Source organism: Vibrio sp. YT-15, from assembly GCF_033337445.1.
In the GTDB taxonomy this organism is placed as follows: domain Bacteria; phylum Pseudomonadota; class Gammaproteobacteria; order Enterobacterales; family Vibrionaceae; genus Vibrio; species Vibrio alginolyticus.
This window is the reverse complement of sequence record NZ_JAWOQR010000009.1, coordinates 104,939-124,148: the sequence shown is the minus strand read 5'-3', so window position 1 is coordinate 124,148 and position 19,210 is coordinate 104,939. Positions and strand designations below refer to the sequence as shown.

Here is a 19,210-nt window from a genome sequence, read left to right as displayed (position 1 = left end):
TATTATTTCTTGTCGTCTTTAACTTCTTCGAACTCAGCATCTACAACGTCGTCTTCTTTAGACTGTGCACCTGCGTCAGCACCTTGTGCTTGCTGCGCTTGAGCTTGTTGTTGAGCGATTTCCATCAGCTTTTGAGAAGCAGTCATTAGTGCTTGAACTTTAGCATCGATAGCTTCTTTGTCTTCGCCTTTACGTGCTGTTTCTAGCTCAGAAATTGCTGCTTCAATCTTCTCTTTCTCTTCCGCAGGTAGCGCTTCACCAGCTTCTTCTACTTGCTTACGAGTACCGTGAATCATTTGGTCAGCTTGGTTACGTGCAGTTGCTAGCTCTTCGAACTTCTTGTCCGCTTCTTTGTTAGCTTCTGCTTCTTGAACCATTTTCTCGATGTCTTCATCACTTAGACCGCCAGAAGCTTGGATAGTGATCTTCTGCTCTTTACCAGTCTGCTTGTCTTTCGCAGATACGTGTAGGATACCATCCGCATCAAGGTCAAAAGTAACCTCGATTTGTGGCATACCACGTGGTGCAGGCTGGATGCCTTCTAGGTTAAATTGGCCTAGAGACTTGTTGTACATCGCTTGCTTACGCTCACCTTGTAGAACGTGGATAGTTACCGCGCTCTGGTTGTCTTCCGCTGTAGAGAAAACTTGGTTCGCTTTAGTTGGGATAGTTGTGTTCTTCTCAACTAACTTAGTCATCACGCCACCCATTGTCTCGATACCTAGAGACAGTGGAGTTACGTCTAGTAGTAGTACGTCTTTAACGTCACCAGCAAGTACACCACCTTGAACTGCAGCACCCATTGCTACTGCTTCGTCAGGGTTTACGTCACGGCGCGCTTCTTTACCAAAGAACTCAGCAACTTTCGCTTGAACCATTGGCATACGAGTCTGACCACCAACTAGGATTACGTCAGTGATGTCGTTTACTGATAGGTCAGCGTCAGCTAGAGCTACTTTTAATGGCTCAAGAGAGCGTTGTACTAGGTCTTCAACTAGAGATTCTAGTTTTGCACGAGTCACTTTAATGTTCATGTGCTTAGGACCAGTTGCATCTGCAGTAACGTAAGGTAGGTTTACGTCTGTTTGAGAAGTAGAAGAAAGCTCGATTTTCGCTTTCTCTGCTGCTTCTTTAACACGCTGCATTGCTAGTGGGTCGTTCTTAAGGTTGATGCCTTGCTCTTTGTTGAACTCATCAACCAAGTAGTTGATTAGACGGTTATCAAAGTCTTCACCACCTAGGTGAGTATCACCGTTAGTTGCTAGAACTTCGAATGTTTTCTCGCCTTCAACTTCATCAATTTCGATGATTGAAATATCGAATGTACCACCACCAAGGTCGTATACCGCGATAGTGCGATCGCCGCCTTTCTTATCTAGACCGTAAGCTAGTGCAGCTGCCGTTGGTTCGTTGATGATACGTTTAACTTCTAGACCTGCGATACGGCCAGCATCTTTTGTCGCTTGACGCTGAGCATCGTTAAAGTAAGCAGGTACTGTGATAACTGCGCCAGTTACTTCCTCACCAAGGAAGTCTTCAGCAGTTTTCTTCATTTTCTTAAGAACTTCAGCAGAAACCTGAGGAGCTGCCATTTTTTGGCCTTTCGCTTCTACCCAAGCATCACCGTTGTCAGCCTTAACGATTTTGTAAGGCATGATTTCGATGTCACGCTGAACTTCTTCGTCTTCAAAACGACGACCGATTAGACGCTTAATTGCAAATAGCGTGTTTTCTGGGTTAGTTACTGCTTGACGTTTCGCTGGTTGACCTACTAGCGTCTCACCGTCAGTGTAAGCAATAACCGATGCAGTAGTACGTTCACCCTCTGCGTTTTCAATTACACGTGGTTTGTCGCCGTCTAATACAGCAACACATGAGTTAGTAGTACCTAAGTCAATACCAATGATTTTACCCATCTGGCTATCTCCGAATAAATTCTATTTTCGTTTGGTTATAACCCCAATGTGGGGGGAGGAGAATCGGGTTTCAACCCTTGCTCACAAACAAAAATAATCAATGTTTGCTTCTCTATGCCACATAGATAAGGGCGGCAAAATGCTTTTCAAGGGCAGAATTAAAAAAAAGCGTCTTTTTTTGAAATTTATGTGTTTCTTTCTGATTAGTTGGGAACTCGTCACACTGCTGTAGCGCAACAAAACGTCATTTCCCAGATAAATTTATTTATGTCCGACTCTTCCTAAATAAAAAACGAGCTCATAAGAGCTCGCTTCAATATTAGGGTTAAAATAAATTATTCAAGGTATTAGGCGTTCGCTTGAGCAGGCTCAGCATCAACACCTTCTTCTTTACCTATCTCACCTTCTGTTTTTGCAACAATGGTGTTCACTGCCGTGTCGCCGACAACGTTAGATGATGTACAGAACATATCATTAATACGGTCGACCGCTGCAATGATTGCTAAACCTTCAGGTGGTAAACCTAGTTGGTGAAGCAAAACGCCTACCATTACCACGCCGCCCCCAGGAACACCGCCAGCACCAATAGATAACAGAAGAATAGTTAAGCCAAGTGTGAAGATGTCTGCGGTGTTAATTGGCTGGCCAAAAGCGTTCGCAACAAACATCGTTGCTAGAGCAATATAGATAGACACACCAGACATATTCATCGTTGCGCCCAGTGGTACACCGAAGCCAGCAACCGATTTAGAGACCTGAAGCTTTTCTGTCAGTGTTCGCATCGTTACCGGGATAGTCGCGTTTGAGCTCGCGGTAGATAGAGAGAAAAGAATCTGCTCACGAGTTGCACGTAGGAAAGTCTTTGGAGAAGTTCCTGTCGCAATACTCACTGCCATTGGGTAGAAGAAGAAGATCCAGAACACCAACATCGCAACCACCAAAGCCACGTAACCGGCAACGGACATTAATGTATTGGCGTTTAGCGTTGCACCTAGTTGAATCATTAGTGCGAACACACCATATGGTGCAAGACTCATCACTAATCCAACCAATTTCATCATGATTTCATTTGCCATTTTGAATGTGCGAATAGCTGGGCCACCACGAGAATCCAAAGCTTGAATTGCAAGCCCCGTCAAAATTGCCATAAAGATGATTTGCAGCATGTCGCCGCTAGCAAACGCTTGTACAGGGTTGCTAGGAACAATGTTAACAACTAAAGAGAAAATGTCCGGCGTCTCTGTCGTTGTCAGCTGTACAGCCTCAGATACCGTTCCTGCTAGATTAGCGCCCGCTCCTGGCTGGAAGATCAAGCCGACAGTCAAAGCCGCCGTAATCGCAATGATGGTGTTAAGAATGTAAAGGGTAAAAGTTTTTCCACCAAGACGACCAAATGCACTGATGTCTTTCAAGTCAACAATGCCGCATACGATTGAAACGTAAACTAAAGGAACAACAAGCAATTTGATCAGTGAGACGAACATGCCGCCAACACCTTCTGCTGCTCCAAGTAGGTATGTATCAAAAATCGCAATACCGCTAAATAAGTACTGAATTGCTGTCCCCAGCACAAGGCCGGCAAACAAGCCTATAAAAATCTTACTAGAAAGCGATTTATCCATTATAAATCTCCGATATGTTGTGTTTACTATTTACATTTTTGTAGTTATATATGCTTACTTTTAAAGCATTAGTCGCAAATCATACACACCGAAGTTACAAAATAAAGTGATAATTTACATTTTTGTTAACGAAATTGTTTTAGAAAAAATGACTATATTTACATTCCTATGCAGAACAAACATTCACACAGCGAATGATTACAATCACTTATAGCCCTTTCCGTTAATAAACACGCAGCGAGATGAGAGAAAATCTCCTATAGGAAAATAATTAACCAATAGGAAAAAATATGAAGGGGATCAAATTTTCATTTATCGATATACAACGAAGTTCGATGCAGTCATTTATGTTTAAAACAAAAAAGCGCCCATCAAAAATGATGGGCGCTTTTATATTTAAAAAACAGGGAGTTAAAGTTACTTAGCAACCATTACCATTGCCGGACGAATCACACGACCGTTTAGTTCGTAACCTTTTTGCATAACAAACATAACAGTGTTTGATTCATGATCAGGGCTCTCCTGAATCGACATCGCTTGATGGAACTCTGGATTGAATGCTTCACCTTCAGGGTTGATTGCTTTCAAGCCAAATTTCGCGACAACGTCTACAAACGTTTTATGGGTTAGTTCAACGCCTTCTAGGAACGGCTTCACAGTTTCATTCTCTGTATCTGCCGCTTGAATTGCACGCTCTAGGTTATCAATAACAGGAAGCAGCTCTTCTGCAAACTTGTTCAACGCAAACTTACGTGCTTTATCGATCTCTTGCTCAGTGCGACGACGCATGTTTTCTACTTCAGCTTTAGAACGCAACACCGCATCTTGTTGCTCTTTTACTTTTGCCTCGCTAGACAATAGTGCCGCTTCTAGTTGAGCAATCTTAGCGTCTGTCTCATCACCAAGCTCTTCAAGCTCAGCTTCAACTTCTTGTGCTTCAGCTTCTACTTTTTCAGCCTCTTCGATGATTTGATCAAGCTCTTCTTCTGTAACTTTGTTTTCTTCGTTGCTCATGATATCTCCAGAATTCAACATAATGCCCTTAAAGCCATGCGCGTTTTTGCGGGCTTTAACCACATAAAAATTCGCATATTTAGGTGACTTGCCATTATTATGGGGATGAAGATTCCTGATTCAAGCCTCTTTAATGCGGAAATGCTATGAAAAATCCATGTAACGTGATCGCGATTATCGGAAAACCAAGAGATCAACAAGCAATTCAAACTCATAAAGAGTTGTACCAATGGTTGACCTCTGAGGGCTATAAAGTATTCATTGACGATCGCCTTGCCGCAATACTGGATGATATCCCACAGAGTCAGTTTGCTAGCTTAGTTGAACTAGGAAAAAATGCCGATCTAGCCATTGTGGTTGGTGGCGATGGCAACATGCTAGGTGCAGCAAGAATTTTATCCCGATTTGATGTACCAGTTATAGGCGTGAACCGCGGAAATTTGGGCTTCTTAACTGACTTGAACCCAGACGACTTCCAAGCGTCTCTGCAAGCGGTACTCGACGGTGAGTACATTGAAGAGGAGCGTTTTCTTTTAGAGGCGGAAGTACACCGCCACGGACAAATAAAGAGCCATAACGCTGCGCTAAACGAAGCCGTACTTCACCCAGGGCAAATTGCTCATATGATTGAATTTGAAGTGTATATTGATGAAAGCTTCGCCTTCTCTTTACGGGCCGACGGTTTGATTGTCTCCACTCCGACTGGCTCGACGGCATATTCACTTTCTGGCGGCGGCCCAATTCTTTCTCCTAGCTTGAATGCCATTTCACTCGTGCCAATGTTCCCTCATACATTGTCAAGTCGACCTTTGGTGGTTGATGGAAAACGTCGAATTAAATTGGTGGTATCACCAGAAAACCGTGGAACACAAGAAGTTAGCTGTGATGGACAAGTCTCACTTCCAGTTACCCCTGGCGACGAAATTCACATCTATCAAAGTCCAAATGTACTAAAGCTCATCCATCCAAAAGACTACAGCTACTATCACGTCTTACGGAATAAGCTTGGCTGGTCTAGTAAATTGTTCTAACACTTGTTACTCAGGGTAATAACTTCAATAAAAAAGCCAGCAGCTCAATTGCTACTGGCTTTTGGCTTTCTTAGACAAGAAATAGACACAAAGTAGTGAGGCGACACGATATTTGTCATCATTAAAGAGAAGCTTATAAATTTTGATCCTGTGGGCAAACTTTACACAAAAGATAGAAAAGCAAATTCAATGATCTATGTCCGGTGATATTCTCACCATGAATAGAGTATTAACTCTATTTCATACAATCAATAAAGGACATATTATGAAGAAAACCATCATTCTGTCTGTTCTCAGTACATTAGCACTTATTGGCTGCCAATCAGAGGAAACGCAAGTCAACAGTGTGTCCAACGCAAAAGCGGAAGATATCACTAAGACGAAACGGGCCCTAGCTCAACAATTGAGTGAGAATTATGCTGCCATTGAACCCATGCTGAGAAGAGATATTACTCCGCAACAGACTAACGTTTCTGTATCAGCATTTGTTAAGCAAAACCCTAACTCAGAGTTCAGCCGCCAGCTTGTACAAGCTGACACTCAAATTCGTAGCTGGAAAGGTATTTCTGAATACTCAGATCAGTTGTTAGAAGTTCGCTTGGCAAATGAAGCCATGATAACAGCATGGCAAAGTGGCGAGGTCGAGCCATTATTTGCATTTGAACCAAGTGGTGATGATGAGAATTGGCAATACATCGAAGCATTTGATGTTTATGGCAACATCCATCAACTCGATGTTTACCAGCTCCCTGAGGTACCTGTGCTTGTCGTTGATAACAATAGCTCTGCAGAGCTAAAAGCAGGCTTGCAAGCTATGCAAGCTGAGATGAAAAAACTCGGTCAACCAGCTTTAGTTCAACCATATATTGCTGATGAACAACGCCAAAATACACCGCTATTGTCAAATAGCGAAGCGGCTCCAATTCAAACCACGCAGTTGAAAAAGATCCGTCTAGCCGATGACAAAGAACCTTGGATCTCTGGCAAGGCAGAAATCTACGCTATCGTAACGGGCGTCAATCCAAGTCGTGATGAACCTACTCTCGATTTGGTGGAGCTTCCATACTTAGACTACGATAACCAAGATTACTATCCAAATCAGATCATTATTCACTGGTCTCGTTACCGCTGGGGTGCGGCAGACATTGTGCTCATGGAGCAAGATGACGGCACAGACTATAAACAATTGGCAAAACTCCTTGTTCAAGTTGCCGAAGAAGTATTGAAAGCGATTCCAGATCCAGAAGTTCAGGCTTACGCGATTATTCCGCAAATCACGAACAAGATCATCGACACTATCCCCGATGGTGTACTCACGAATGATGATGACTTCGTCGACGTATACTACACTCTAATGCAAGACACTTCATACGTGGATCACCCAGGTGCGGGTGTGAATGCAGTCGTCACGCTAGAACCACTAACGATTAACCCAACTCGTCCGTAACCTGTTCAATTTTAATGAGTCGTTGTAATCACATCGGCTCATTTTTCCCACTTCATCACAAAAAACAGCCTACAAAGAAAATTTTCCTCACCTGACTTTACTGTATAAAGAAACAGTATATACTGTTCTCTTATACAGTATTGTTCAGTTATACAGGTAAATAAAATGCTGGCTCATCTAAGTGTTAATAATTTTGCGATTGTTAAGTCTTTACAACTCGAGCTTTCTAAGGGCATGACCACCATTACAGGTGAAACAGGCGCGGGTAAATCCATTGCTATCGATGCTTTAGGGCTCTGCTTAGGCGGACGAGCCGATGCCGGCATGGTGCGACAAGGTGAAGAGAAAACCGAAGTTAGCGCCGCTTTTTTATTGGACAACAACTTACATGCAACACGTTGGTTAGAAGATAACGATCTGCTAGATGGCAGTGAGTGTATTTTGCGTCGTATTATCACAAAAGAAGGCCGCTCAAGAGCCTTCATTAATGGCAGCCCTGTTCCACTATCACAACTCAAATCTCTAGGGCAGCTACTTATCAATATCCATGGGCAGCACGCTCATCATCAATTGATGAAAAGTGAGCACCAAATGGCCATGCTCGACCAATATGCTGGGCATTTAAACCTACTAAAAAGCACACGAAGTGCTTACCAGCATTGGCGTCAGGCAGACAATAACCTCAAGCAACTAAAAGAAAATAGCCAGCAAAACCAGGCGCAAAAACAATTGCTTGAATACCAAATCAAAGAACTAAATGAGTTATCGCTAGGTGAAGAAGAATTTGCAGAGCTCGAGCAAGAGCACAAACGACTATCCAACAGTGGTGAACTCGCCACTACCTGTCAGCAAGCCATCGAACTTATTTACGAAGGTGAAGAAGTCAATGCGCTTGGTATTTTGCAATCGGCCAATCACTCCCTAATTCAATTAGCCGAATTAGATGAAAAGCTATCTGAGCTACCTAACATGCTGTCAGAAGCAATGATTCAACTTGAAGAAACGAAGAATGAATTACGCAGCTACTTAGATGGCATCGATGTTGATCCAGCTCGTATGGCTTATGTAGAAGAACGTTTTTCTAAAGTGATGTCTGTAGCTCGTAAACACCACGTAATGCCAGAAGAACTCTACCAGCATCATCAAGATCTTCTGGCCCAAGTAGAAGCGTTAGATTGCTCCGATGAACGTTTAGATGAACTTGCTCAAGAAGTAGAACACAAGTACCAAAGCTTTCTAACACAAGCAGAAAAACTGCACAAATCACGCAGCCGTTACGCAAAAGAACTGAACAAACTGATCACACAAAGCATGCACGAATTGAGCATGGAGAAAGCAGTATTCAGTATCGAAGTTAGCAATGACAACACACACCCATCGCCGCTTGGCATGGACAGCGTGTGCTTCTTAGTATCGACCAACCCGGGACAACCATTACAACCTATAGCAAAAGTTGCGTCAGGCGGTGAGCTATCACGCATCTCTCTAGCGATCCAAGTGATCACCGCTCAGAAAGTAGATACACCAAGTTTAATCTTCGATGAAGTGGACGTAGGTATTAGTGGCCCAACAGCTGCCGTAGTGGGCAAAATGCTACGCAAGCTTGGCGAATCTACTCAGGTATTGTGTGTCACTCACCTCCCTCAAGTTGCCGGATGCGGCCATCAACAAATGTTTGTAGCTAAGCAAACCAAAGCAGGCCAAACCGAAACCCAAATGCACGCATTAGATGAACAACAACGTGTGGCAGAATTAGCTCGCTTACTTGGGGGTAGTCAAATAACCGACTCAACGTTGGCAAACGCAAAAGAACTGCTTATCGCCGCTTAATAAATCGACAAGGGATGAGAAATGGATATCAGAGCAATACACAAAACCAACTGCTTAGATCTCATCCCTATTTTTATTGAGTTAGAACATTACTACTTCAAAGAAAAAGCTTCATCAAAACACGATCTGGTCCATTATCTAAAGAACCAAGTTTTCTCTGAACATTCTGGCGTTCATATCATTGCGGTTTACGATAATGATGACGTCGTAGGCTTTGCATCTTATACCGTCATGTTCCCTGCCCCAAAGCTCTCAGGGCAGATGTACTTAAAAGATCTGTTCGTATCTTCGAAGGTTCGAGGAAAAGGGGTTGGTCTCAAGTTAATGAAGTATCTGGCATCTTTGGCGATCAAGTGTGGATGCCAAAGGTTGGACTGGACAGCTGAAAGTAGTAACCCTACCGCAGGTCAGTTTTACCGCTCAATTGGTGCAACACTAATTCATGAAAAAGAGTATTATCGTTTTTCAGGTGATGCATTACGCGAATTCGCCAAAACCGACTAACGAGTCACTAGGCTTGGCTCACCGCTGAAAGCGTCCATCACCCTACTTCCGATTGAAATTTGCTCTTCGTCACCTAACTAATACGTCATGTGGTGACATTTACCGTCTAATATCGGTGAATAAATGCAACTCAACTCAAAATTCGTTGTCAGATTGTCTACCATACGACGCATAGCTTTTTACATCTGCGTCGAGCTTGTTTATTATCAGCGCAGTATTTTAAAGGTTACTAAGAAATTATTATGCAATTAAAGAAGTGGTTAGTTGCCGTACCATTAGCAATGACATTGCTGACAGGATGTTCGGTATTGGAAAGACTGGTTTATCGTATTGATATCAACCAAGGCAACTATGTAGAACAAAGTGCGGTTGATAAATTAAAGTTTGGGATGACTAAAGCACAGGTTCGCTTCGTATTAGGGTCGCCAATGCTTATTGAAAACGGCTATCCAAACACTTGGTATTACATCTATCATCATACTCCTGGCCATGGCGAACCAGTACAGAAAGATCTGATTGTAAACTTTAATGACCAAGGCACGCTCGCAGACATCAGTGGTGACTTTCCAAAAAGTGACGCATTTTACGAGCAAATTCAGTAAACTGACTTTTGCAAAAAAACCTCCCGTTTGGGAGGTTTTTTATTATATAGAAATCATGTTAGTCAAACTTTGAGTAACTCACATGAGCTATTGGGTTAATATTAATCCTGCTTATTTTTACGTACAGAACTAGGCTTGCCACCGGTGACTGGGTCTGCACTCCCCTCGGTTTTAGCCTGCTCCGCCCGCTTACGGCGAATCTCTTTCGGATCGGCAAGTAACGGACGATAAATCTCTATTCGATCTCGATCTCGAACGGTCGCATCCAACTTCACGTTACGACTAAACACACCCACTTTGTTCTTGGACAAATCAATTTCAGGGTACAACTCCAATACACCGGATTGTCGAATGATCTCTTCTACCGTTGCGTGATTATTTACCACTAAGTTAAATACACGCTGTTCATGAGGAAGAGCATAGACAACCTCAACGTGAATCATATCTGACTCAATACTCATAACACTCGTAGACCTGTTTTGCGCGTTTAGTAAATGCATTTACCATATTACTAGTAAGCTCGTTAAAAATCTTACCGAAGGCCATCTCAATCATTTTACTTGAGAATTCAAACTCAAGCTTTAGTTCAACCTTGCAAGCTTGTTCATCTAGCGCGGTAAAAATCCAACCACCACGCAACGTCTTAAACGGGCCATCCACCAAGTTCATCATAATTGCCTGACCGGGGATCAACTCATTTGAAGTCGTAAACGTTTTGCTGATTCCAGCCTTCGCCACATCGACAGAAGCCACCATACCATTCCCCGAAGACTCAATGATTCTAGAGCCCGAGCAACCAGGCAGAAATTCAGGGTATTTAGCAACATCATTAACCAGATTGAACATCTGTTCGGCGCTAAAAGACACAAGCGCAGAACGGCTGACTTGCTTCATACATACTCCTATCGATACATGTACAGATTTAAAGCTACTCGCCAATTTTACTTTTATTCCACGATTGCGCAAATAAAAGGATTTCCTATCCGATATCCAACCCGTATAATGACGCTATTATGGCAAAGAAAAAAACGAAACAAAAAGCGGGTAGCAATACTATCGCGCTGAATAAAAAAGCTCGCCACGAGTATTTCATCGATGATGAAATCGAAGCTGGCTTGGAGCTCCAAGGTTGGGAAGTGAAAGCCCTTCGCCAAGGTAAAGCCAATATTTCTGAAAGTTACGTATTTATGCGTGACGGTGAAGCCTTTGTGAGTGGCATGACAATCACTCCTTTAAATCAGGCATCGACACACGTTGTGGCGAACCCTACACGTGTGCGTAAACTACTAATGAGTCGTCGTGAGCTGGATAACCTATTCGGACGTGTAAACCGTGAAGGTATGACATTAACGGCCCTCTCACTGTACTGGTCTCGCTCTTGGGTGAAACTAAAAATTGGCGTAGCAAAAGGTAAAAAGCTGCACGATAAACGTACGGATCTAAAAGAAAAAGACTGGGCAAGAGAAAAAGCACGCGTAATGAAGAGCGCGCTGCGTTAATCTTGACCACTTAAACGCATAGTACTGGACAGCCAATGCTTTTCTGTTACTATGCGAATATTACCTGGGGCTGATTTAGGATTCGACGGGAATTCAGAAGTCTGAGGTGCATGCCGAGGTGCGGTAGGCCTCGTTAACAAACCGCAAAAAAATAGTCGCAAACGACGAAAACTACGCACTAGCAGCTTAATAACCTGCTAAGAGCTCTCTCGCCCTAGCTTCCGCACGTAAGACGGGGAACAACGAGGGATCAAACCCAAACGCGCTAGCCCGGATTCTCCCGCCTGAGAGATGAACGGCGAATTTTAATTCAGGCTAGTCATTCATTAGCGTGTCGGTTCGCAGGTGGGTGGCGAAATTAAAGATCGACTAAGCATGTAGTACCAATGATGAACGGTTTTCGGACGCGGGTTCAACTCCCGCCAGCTCCACCAATCACTAGTAACGGGACGTCTCAGGACGTCCCGTTTTCTTTTCTAAACCCTTGTCCTATCTAGCTTTAAGTGGTTCAGGGCGTCTCATCGAGATTCACTTAATCTCAGTCATTTAGTAACATTCTGCGTAACACTAACCAATAACAACACAAATTAGTGTTACATCAGAAAGGAACTATTAAAATGGCTAAGCAAATCAAGCCCTTATCACCGACTCAAGTAACCAAAGCTAAGCCCTTAGAGAAAGAATATTCGCTTGCCGATGGCAATGGTCTGTACTTACGTGTAAAGCCCAATGGCGCAAAACTTTGGATTTTCAACTATATCCATCCAACTACTAAAAAACGTAAGAACATCAGTCTTGGTGCATTTCCTGACATCACTCTCGCGTCCGCGAGAGAAAAAACAAGAGACATGCGACAGTTGGTAGCAGAGGGTGTAGATCCTAAGACTCACAGAGATAACCAACGTTTTAATACTCAGATAGCACAGTCTCACACATTAAGAGCTGTCGCTGAAGAATGGTTTGAAGTGAAGAAGCATGATGTATCAGATGATTATGCAGATGACATTTGGCGCTCTCTTGAGCTTCATATTTTCCCTAACTTAGGAAATATGCCAGTTAGCGAATTAAGTGCTCCAACAGTGATTCAAACATTACGGCCTTGTGAAGCGAAAGGAGCTTTAGAAACAGTAAGACGCGTCTGTCAGCGCTTGAACGAGATTATGACGTATGCACATCACTGCGGCAAAGTTGAAGTCAATCGGCTCGAAAAAATCTCGAAAGCTTTCAAAAAGCCAAAAGCTGAACACATGCTTACGATAAAGCCTGATGAGCTAAATATTCTTATGCAAAAAATGTCATTGGCAAATATCAAGCTTACTACTCGTTGTGCCTTTGAGTTTCAGCTTCACACGCTAACTCGCCCAAATGAGTGCACTAGAGCCGAATGGAATGAGATAGATTTCGAAAACAGGCTTTGGATCATTGGTCGAGATAAAATGAAAATGAAACGTGACCATAAGATCCCTCTTTCAGACGCTGCATTACAGCTATTGAACTTTATGAAGCCTATATCATTCGGTCAACGATATGTTTTCCCAAGCGCTAGCTCAGCAGACAAACACATGAACAGTCAAAGTATCAACGCCGCAATGAAACGTGCAGGTATGGCAGGAAAGCTGGTGAGCCATGGTATACGCTCAATCGGCAGTACAGCGCTCAACGAACAGGGCTTCAACAAAGATGCTATTGAGCTGTGTCTAGCACACGTAGACAAGAACACGATTCGTGACATCTACAACAATGCTGAGTACCTTCAGGAGCGTCGTAAGATAATGGAATGGTGGAGCAACTTCATACTTGATGCTTCTAAAAACACCAACACAATAGCCAAACCATCAAAATAAGTGATACAAATCACACTTTCAATAAGATGCGGGTGTTTTTGTATTGACGATGAGAATCACCCGCATTATTTTAAATCGCGTCTAAATATTTAATTTTTACATAGGAAACAGACATTTAAAGTCCGCTCCGCGGCAACAGCCTTATGCTCGTTAAACTTCGGTTTAACTATTTTTTATTGTTTTAGCACTAACTTAATTTTCTGAGTCTTTTTTTAAGACTTCTTTATTTTATTACATACACAACACCTTCCCTCCTGTTGCGAAGGGTGAGGCTGTTACCAACATAAAGGTTTCAGTCCTAGGTTATTATTACTTTGCTGAAGTTAAATTTCAGTGGATCAGTGTAAGTATTAGAATATGAAGGCGGTGCTAGACATGAATTAACATAGGTTATCGTTATGTCTGTAAATACAACTCCTCTTCTAAAAATCGTACGTAAATCTGACGTTCTACAACGCGTACCCTTCTCAAGAGCGACTCTCCACCGCAAAATTAACGATGGAACATTTCCACCTTCAATTCCCCTTGGTGCAAACTCTGTTGGTTTCTTGTCTCATGAGGTCGATGCCATTATCGCAGCCATGGCACTAGGCAAAGATCTACATCAAACCGTTTCTCATCTTGTTGAGCAAAGACAGTCTCTTTTCGACAACAGTCTCTATGCACTAGCCGCATAACTAAAAACTCTCACTAAGCACAAATAAATCAATTGTTTACTGCATGCTTTAGCATGCTGGTAAAAGTGCAGAGTTCTTTAGTTATATATATTACTTAGAAACTTTGCACTTTTACGTTCTACTAGGAATAAGAATAAATGAACGTTATCGCGCAATCTCAAGCCTCAGAACATACACTGGTTCGTTCAACAGAGTCCTGCTCAGTCGCTATTCTTAGCGGCGAGTCTCTAAGCTTCGATCATGACAAGTACAGGGTCGTTGCTGTTCGCAACGACAAAAACAACCTGGCTGAAGTTATCCGCTATTACCGTGATGCTGGCTTCAATAGCATCAAGTTAATCATTGATTCAAAAAAGCTCCCTGATCAAGCTGTAGATTTCATGATGATTAATTATCGCCATGCTAGGTGTGATCTTTATGATTTAGCGTCAAAGCGACTCTACTGTCTGAAAGACTACAACGATACAATCCAGTATCTATCTCTTTGCTATCAGTTGACGAATTGCGGCATGCGGGGTGACGAAATCATTGACTGGCTAGCTAAAAAACTAGTCCGTACAATTCCTCTGATCTGTTCCGATGCTAAATCATGCTTGAGAACTTACCGTTTCTGTCTTCACAAAGACAATAATTTCCTAAGCAAAGTTTTAGATTGCCTTGAACTACAGCTACACCACTATCATTCGTCAGTTCAAGATTTTATGAAGCTTAGAACGCCGACGAAAACAATCCGTACTTCAACTCTCGACTGTCCAGAAGTGTGTGAAGCGCTAGCCAATGAGCGAACCCTTGCGATTAAATCTGCAACAGGGACTGGTAAAACGAAACACGTCTTTGGCCCTATTACTCAGCTAGCTGAGCAAAACAATAAATCCGTGGTATATCTTTCTCACCTGATGGCTTTAGTAGAACAATACTGCATTCAAAATCATGCGGTCAGCTATACCACTCAAAACTTAACTCAGCTTGAACAGTCGAAAGCGATGGGATTAGTCGTCAATAGTGTGTGGAAAGCACATATCCAAGCATATTGCCACAATGCTGATACCTTGATTATTGATGAGTTTGAGAAAGTAATTTCAACTGTCGTGTGTTCGGAGCATTCACTACAAATGCCTAAACAACGCGTCTTTCATTGCTTGTCTGAGATTATTCGCTCCATTCCACAAGTCATTGTGGGCGATGCTGATCTTTCCGATATTAGTTTAGGCTTCTTGAAGGATTTACGAGGTGACGTGACTTTAATCCAGTGCGACAAAAACCCATATCTGGGAATTGAAGCAGTTATCACAGATAAAAATCAGTATCTTTATAGTCAGGATGATCTCAAGTCCAAATTGTTGGAGGACAAGGTGTTTCTCTTTGACTCGCTAGTGACACTTCGAGGAGTAGTTAAACAACTTGGTTATGAGGACAAACAAGGTTTAGATAGTGAGACTGCGGCTCTAAACGACGGTGTGCTAGTCATTCACGGGGAGAATAAAGGAATGGACGCACAACGTGCTTTTCTGGCTAACCCGAATGAAGAAATCTCCAAATACAAAGCGATTATCGCTTCTCCCTGTCTAGGGTCAGGCTTCTCAATCGTCAAAAACTTTGCCAATAGAGTTGTCGTATTCTGTGACAAAACACTAAATCCATTTGAACTAGTTAACTTCGCACGTCGATTCCGTAAAGCAAAGGAGATTTGTTTCACCGTAGATGCCCATCAAGACTTCTTCTGCCGCCCGACAAGGGCAAGAGTCTACAATGCGAATATTCACTCAGCGCCAACAGACCACCTAGAGATTGCATTCGGTAACGTGAAATCACAGTTCACCGCACCTCTGGGGCTACATCTATGGCTAACATTGAAGGAACTCGGCTTTCATGTTGATCCGCTACCATCCTCAGTGTACTCACAGAGCTGTGGGTCTAAAACGAACAAGCAATATTTAAAAGCTTACAGAGAGGCGTTGGTCAACGCCATTATGCAATCTGTCGATTTAACCCAGCATGACGTGAAGCGGCTTATGATGGCTGATAAGCGCACAGCCAGTGACAACGCAGCCATCTCGAAGCATACAATCAAAAGCTACTATCATTTGACTGAAGTCACGAAAGAGGATGTCGAGTTTCATTTCCTGTTTTCTAAGAACAGAAAGCTCTTCGACAAGCTATTTTCTGTTCCAGCGCCAAACGAAGATAACAGCAAGTACTCAACATATCGCCGCTTGGCGAATTTAATCAATGAGGGTCTGTTCAACGGACACCAGCTTAATTCTCAATCACCTTCTATCATGATCCATAGGGAGCAGATTTTGGGGTTTGTTAATCTGATGATCGAAAATCGGGACTTAGTCAATTGGACACTGCACAAAGATACTCACATCCCACTATCACTCAACGAAAACAGCACGACAAATAAAAAGATGCTGTATTTTGGGCAACTCATGAAGTCTCTGGGTTTTGAAATCGGTAGATTTAGCGGAACAACAAATAAAGCGAAAATCTCTCTGACTCAAAGGGCGCGTAGCTACACTAGATTAAGTACCGAGTCTCTAGATATCGTTGCTTAACTGACTTCCCGTTATGCTATTGCATAACGGGATAACTATTTCAACGAATAGCATCTGGTATTTCATGCATACCGTTACCCACTTCACTGATAAGTCAGTATCTTTTCTGCTTTTATGCATCCTTTGGTATAGTCATGAAATGCATTTGTACTGAGCTGGCTAATCGCATGGAATCGACAATCAATAAATCAAAGCTATCTGAAACCGACATCATCACGAAATTCATTCTTCCTGCTATCAAAGATGCGGGGTGGGATGATATGTCTCAAATCCGTCAAGAGGTAAAACTGCGTGACGGTAAGGTCATTGTTCGTGGTCAGGCAGCGGCGAGGAAAAAGGTTAAGTCTGCGGACATCGTCCTTTACCACAAACCGAGTATGCCTCTAGCCGTTGTCGAAGCAAAAGCGAATAAGCATGAAATCGGCAAAGGTATGCAACAAGGTCTAGATTACGCCAGCTTACTTGAAGTCCCTTTTGTCTTTGCCTCAAATGGCGACGGTTTTATCTTCCACGACAAAACCAACCCAGCTCAACTCGAAACTGAAATTCGACTTGAAGACTTCCCAACACCTCAGCAACTGTGGGACAAGTACTGCGTTTGGAAAGGCTATAAAACCGAGCACCTTCCAGTTATTACTCAAGATTACCATGATGATGGTAGCGGTAAGTCTCCGCGCTACTATCAGCTACAGGCGATAAACAAAACTGTGGAAGCGGTCGCAGCAGGACAAAACCGTGTACTCTTGGTTATGGCAACAGGTACGGGTAAAACTTACACTGCATTCCAGATTATTTGGCGACTGTGGAAGTCCCGAGCCAAAAAACGCATCCTGTTTTTGGCGGACAGAAACGTTCTGGTCGATCAAACTAAGAGGAACGATTTCCAGCCGTTTGGCCCCGCTATGACCAAAGTCACTGGTCGAACAGTCGATCCCGCTTACGAAATCCACCTAGCTCTGTATCAAGCTTTGACTGGCCCAGAAGAGCACCAAAAAGCATACAAACAGGTCGATCCTGATTTCTTTGATCTTATTGTCGTTGACGAGTGCCATCGTGGCAGTGCCGCTGAGGACAGTGCATGGCGCGAGATTCTTGAGTATTTCGGTTCAGCGACTCAAATAGGGCTAACCGCGACACCGAAAGAAACCGATATCGTGTCTAACACCGAGTACTTTGGCGATGCCATTTATACCTACTCTCTAAAGCAAGGTATTGAAGACGGTTTCTTAGCCCCTTACAAAGTTGTGCGTGTAGATATCGATGTAGATTTACAAGGTTGGCGACCAACCAAAGGACAAGTCGATAAACATGGTGAAGTCATCGAAGACAGAATCTATAACCAGAAAGACTTCGACAGAACTATGGTCATTGATGAGCGAACAGAACTGGTTGCACAGACCATCACCAGCTACCTCAAGCGCACCGACCCGATGGCGAAAACCATTGTTTTCTGCAATGACATTGACCATGCAGAACGTATGCGACGAGCACTAATCAACTGCAACCCTGAGCAAGTTGCTAAAAATGAAAAATACGTAATGAAAATTACTGGTGATGATGAAATCGGCAAAGCTCAGCTTGATAACTTCATCAGCCCCAAAAAGGCTTACCCTGTTATCGCAACCACCTCAGAACTTATGACAACAGGTGTCGATGCAAAAACTTGCAAACTGGTTGTTCTTGACCAGGGCATTCAGTCGATGACCAAGTTTAAGCAGATTATCGGTCGCGGTACTCGTATCGATGATCGTTACGGAAAGCTATGGTTTACCATTCTTGACTTCAAAAAGGCGACTGAACTGTTCGCTGATGAGCGCTTTGATGGTGTCCCCGAGCGAGTTAAAGAAACAAGACCCGAAGACTTCGAAACCGATGAAGGACTCGATGAGATCATCGATGGTGAGGATGAACTTGAACAACATAATCCATTTGAAGGGGAAGATATTGACCCTGAAAGCATCCATGAATCAGAAGCTCCATACGACTCAGGTTCATCTCCTTCTGACGGTAGCAATTCCGATGATGATTGGCAGGATGAAAATCGAGTTAGAAAGTTCCATGTCAACGGTGTAACGGTGAAAGCCATTGCCGAACGTGTTCAATACTACGATTCCGACGGTAAACTCGTAACCGAATCGTTCAAAGACTATACCCGCAAGACGATGGCAAAACAGTTCACCTCAATGGATGACTTCGTTAAGCGCTGGCAAGATGCCGATAAAAAGCAAGCAATCATTGATGAACTGGCAGAGGAAGGCATCATCTGGGAAGCGTTAGAGCTGGAAGTCGGCAAAGATCTCGATCCATTCGACATGATTTGTCATGTCGTGTATGACCAACCAGCACTCACCAGAAAAGAACGCGCTGACAACGTCAAAAAGCGCAACTACTTCACTAAGTACGGTGAAACGGCTCAGCAGGTGTTGAACAACCTACTGGACAAGTACGCAGACAAAGGCGTTCAAGAGATTGAAAATATTCATGTACTCAAAGTTAAGCCTTTTGACGAGATGGGACGCCCTGCTGAAATCGTCAAAAAGTGCTTTGGTGGTAGAGAGCAATACTTAGAAGCGATTTCTGAATTGGAAGCTGAGATTTATCAATCAGCCTAATCACCACTACCCCGCATTGCTACTCGGCTACCTTCAGGTAGCCGTTAACTTTAT

General features: G+C 43.1%; 15 protein-coding genes and 1 other RNA gene. 11 read left to right on the top strand and 5 right to left on the bottom strand.

What is annotated here, in order from left to right; all coding sequences use genetic code 11:
* Positions 1 to 2 precede the first annotated feature (2 nt).
* The 3 genes from dnaK to grpE form a co-directional block, all read right to left on the bottom strand.
* On the bottom strand, positions 3 to 1,916 hold the full coding sequence (dnaK, locus tag R7D93_RS17055) for a molecular chaperone DnaK (protein ID WP_005381623.1): 1,914 nt from the start codon (positions 1,914 to 1,916) through the stop codon (positions 3 to 5).
* Positions 1,917 to 2,263: 347 nt separating this feature from the next.
* Positions 2,264 to 3,538: a dicarboxylate/amino acid:cation symporter gene (locus R7D93_RS17050; protein ID WP_005381625.1), complete on the bottom strand. Its 1,275-nt coding sequence runs from the start codon at positions 3,536 to 3,538 to the stop codon at positions 2,264 to 2,266.
* A gap of 417 nt (positions 3,539 to 3,955) precedes the next feature.
* A complete protein-coding gene (gene grpE / locus R7D93_RS17045; protein ID WP_021034134.1) occupies positions 3,956 to 4,552 on the bottom strand; it encodes a nucleotide exchange factor GrpE in 597 nt (198 codons plus the stop codon).
* A gap of 146 nt (positions 4,553 to 4,698) precedes the next feature.
* Here grpE and nadK point away from each other — a divergent pair, with 146 nt between their 5' ends.
* The 5 genes from nadK to bamE all read left to right on the top strand — a co-directional run bounded on the left by nadK (position 4,699) and on the right by bamE (position 9,966).
* Entirely contained in the window at positions 4,699 to 5,583 is an 885-nt protein-coding gene (gene nadK, locus R7D93_RS17040) for an NAD(+) kinase (RefSeq protein ID WP_005381631.1), read from the top strand.
* A 265-nt stretch (positions 5,584 to 5,848) separates the two neighbouring features.
* On the top strand, positions 5,849 to 7,030 hold the full coding sequence (locus R7D93_RS17035; protein WP_017820586.1) for a DUF3103 domain-containing protein: 1,182 nt from the start codon (positions 5,849 to 5,851) through the stop codon (positions 7,028 to 7,030).
* A gap of 165 nt (positions 7,031 to 7,195) precedes the next feature.
* Complete coding sequence (recN, locus tag R7D93_RS17030; protein WP_005383750.1) at positions 7,196 to 8,860, top strand: DNA repair protein RecN; 1,665 nt, start codon at positions 7,196 to 7,198, stop codon at positions 8,858 to 8,860.
* Positions 8,861 to 8,881: 21 nt separating this feature from the next.
* Positions 8,882 to 9,364: a GNAT family N-acetyltransferase gene (locus R7D93_RS17025; RefSeq protein ID WP_025768876.1), complete on the top strand. Its 483-nt coding sequence runs from the start codon at positions 8,882 to 8,884 to the stop codon at positions 9,362 to 9,364.
* Positions 9,365 to 9,606: 242 nt separating this feature from the next.
* Entirely contained in the window at positions 9,607 to 9,966 is a 360-nt protein-coding gene (bamE, locus tag R7D93_RS17020; RefSeq protein WP_017820585.1) for an outer membrane protein assembly factor BamE, read from the top strand.
* A 101-nt stretch (positions 9,967 to 10,067) separates the two neighbouring features.
* Here bamE and R7D93_RS17015 read toward each other — a convergent pair whose 3' ends face one another.
* Both R7D93_RS17015 and R7D93_RS17010 read right to left on the bottom strand, forming a co-directional pair.
* Entirely contained in the window at positions 10,068 to 10,427 is a 360-nt protein-coding gene (locus R7D93_RS17015) for an RnfH family protein (RefSeq protein ID WP_025768875.1), read from the bottom strand.
* Entirely contained in the window at positions 10,417 to 10,860 is a 444-nt protein-coding gene (locus R7D93_RS17010) for an SRPBCC family protein (RefSeq protein ID WP_005381641.1), read from the bottom strand. The genes R7D93_RS17015 and R7D93_RS17010 overlap by 11 nt, the downstream gene beginning before the upstream one ends.
* A gap of 119 nt (positions 10,861 to 10,979) precedes the next feature.
* Here R7D93_RS17010 and smpB point away from each other — a divergent pair, with 119 nt between their 5' ends.
* The 6 genes from smpB to hsdR all read left to right on the top strand — a co-directional run bounded on the left by smpB (position 10,980) and on the right by hsdR (position 19,156).
* Positions 10,980 to 11,465, top strand: coding sequence for an SsrA-binding protein SmpB (smpB, locus tag R7D93_RS17005; protein WP_005381642.1), 486 nt, complete (start codon positions 10,980 to 10,982; stop codon positions 11,463 to 11,465).
* A gap of 66 nt (positions 11,466 to 11,531) precedes the next feature.
* Positions 11,532 to 11,899, top strand: a transfer-messenger RNA (tmRNA) gene (gene ssrA / locus R7D93_RS17000).
* 183 nt (positions 11,900 to 12,082) lie between these two features.
* Entirely contained in the window at positions 12,083 to 13,309 is a 1,227-nt protein-coding gene (locus R7D93_RS16995) for an integrase domain-containing protein (protein ID WP_025506822.1), read from the top strand.
* A gap of 398 nt (positions 13,310 to 13,707) precedes the next feature.
* A complete protein-coding gene (locus R7D93_RS16990; RefSeq protein ID WP_025506824.1) occupies positions 13,708 to 13,986 on the top strand; it encodes a helix-turn-helix transcriptional regulator in 279 nt (92 codons plus the stop codon).
* Between the two features lie 137 nt (positions 13,987 to 14,123).
* On the top strand, positions 14,124 to 16,544 hold the full coding sequence (locus R7D93_RS16985; RefSeq protein WP_025506825.1) for a DEAD/DEAH box helicase: 2,421 nt from the start codon (positions 14,124 to 14,126) through the stop codon (positions 16,542 to 16,544).
* Positions 16,545 to 16,711: 167 nt separating this feature from the next.
* Positions 16,712 to 19,156, top strand: coding sequence for an EcoAI/FtnUII family type I restriction enzme subunit R (gene hsdR / locus R7D93_RS16980; protein WP_025507010.1), 2,445 nt, complete (start codon positions 16,712 to 16,714; stop codon positions 19,154 to 19,156).
* Positions 19,157 to 19,210: the final 54 nt, after the last annotated feature.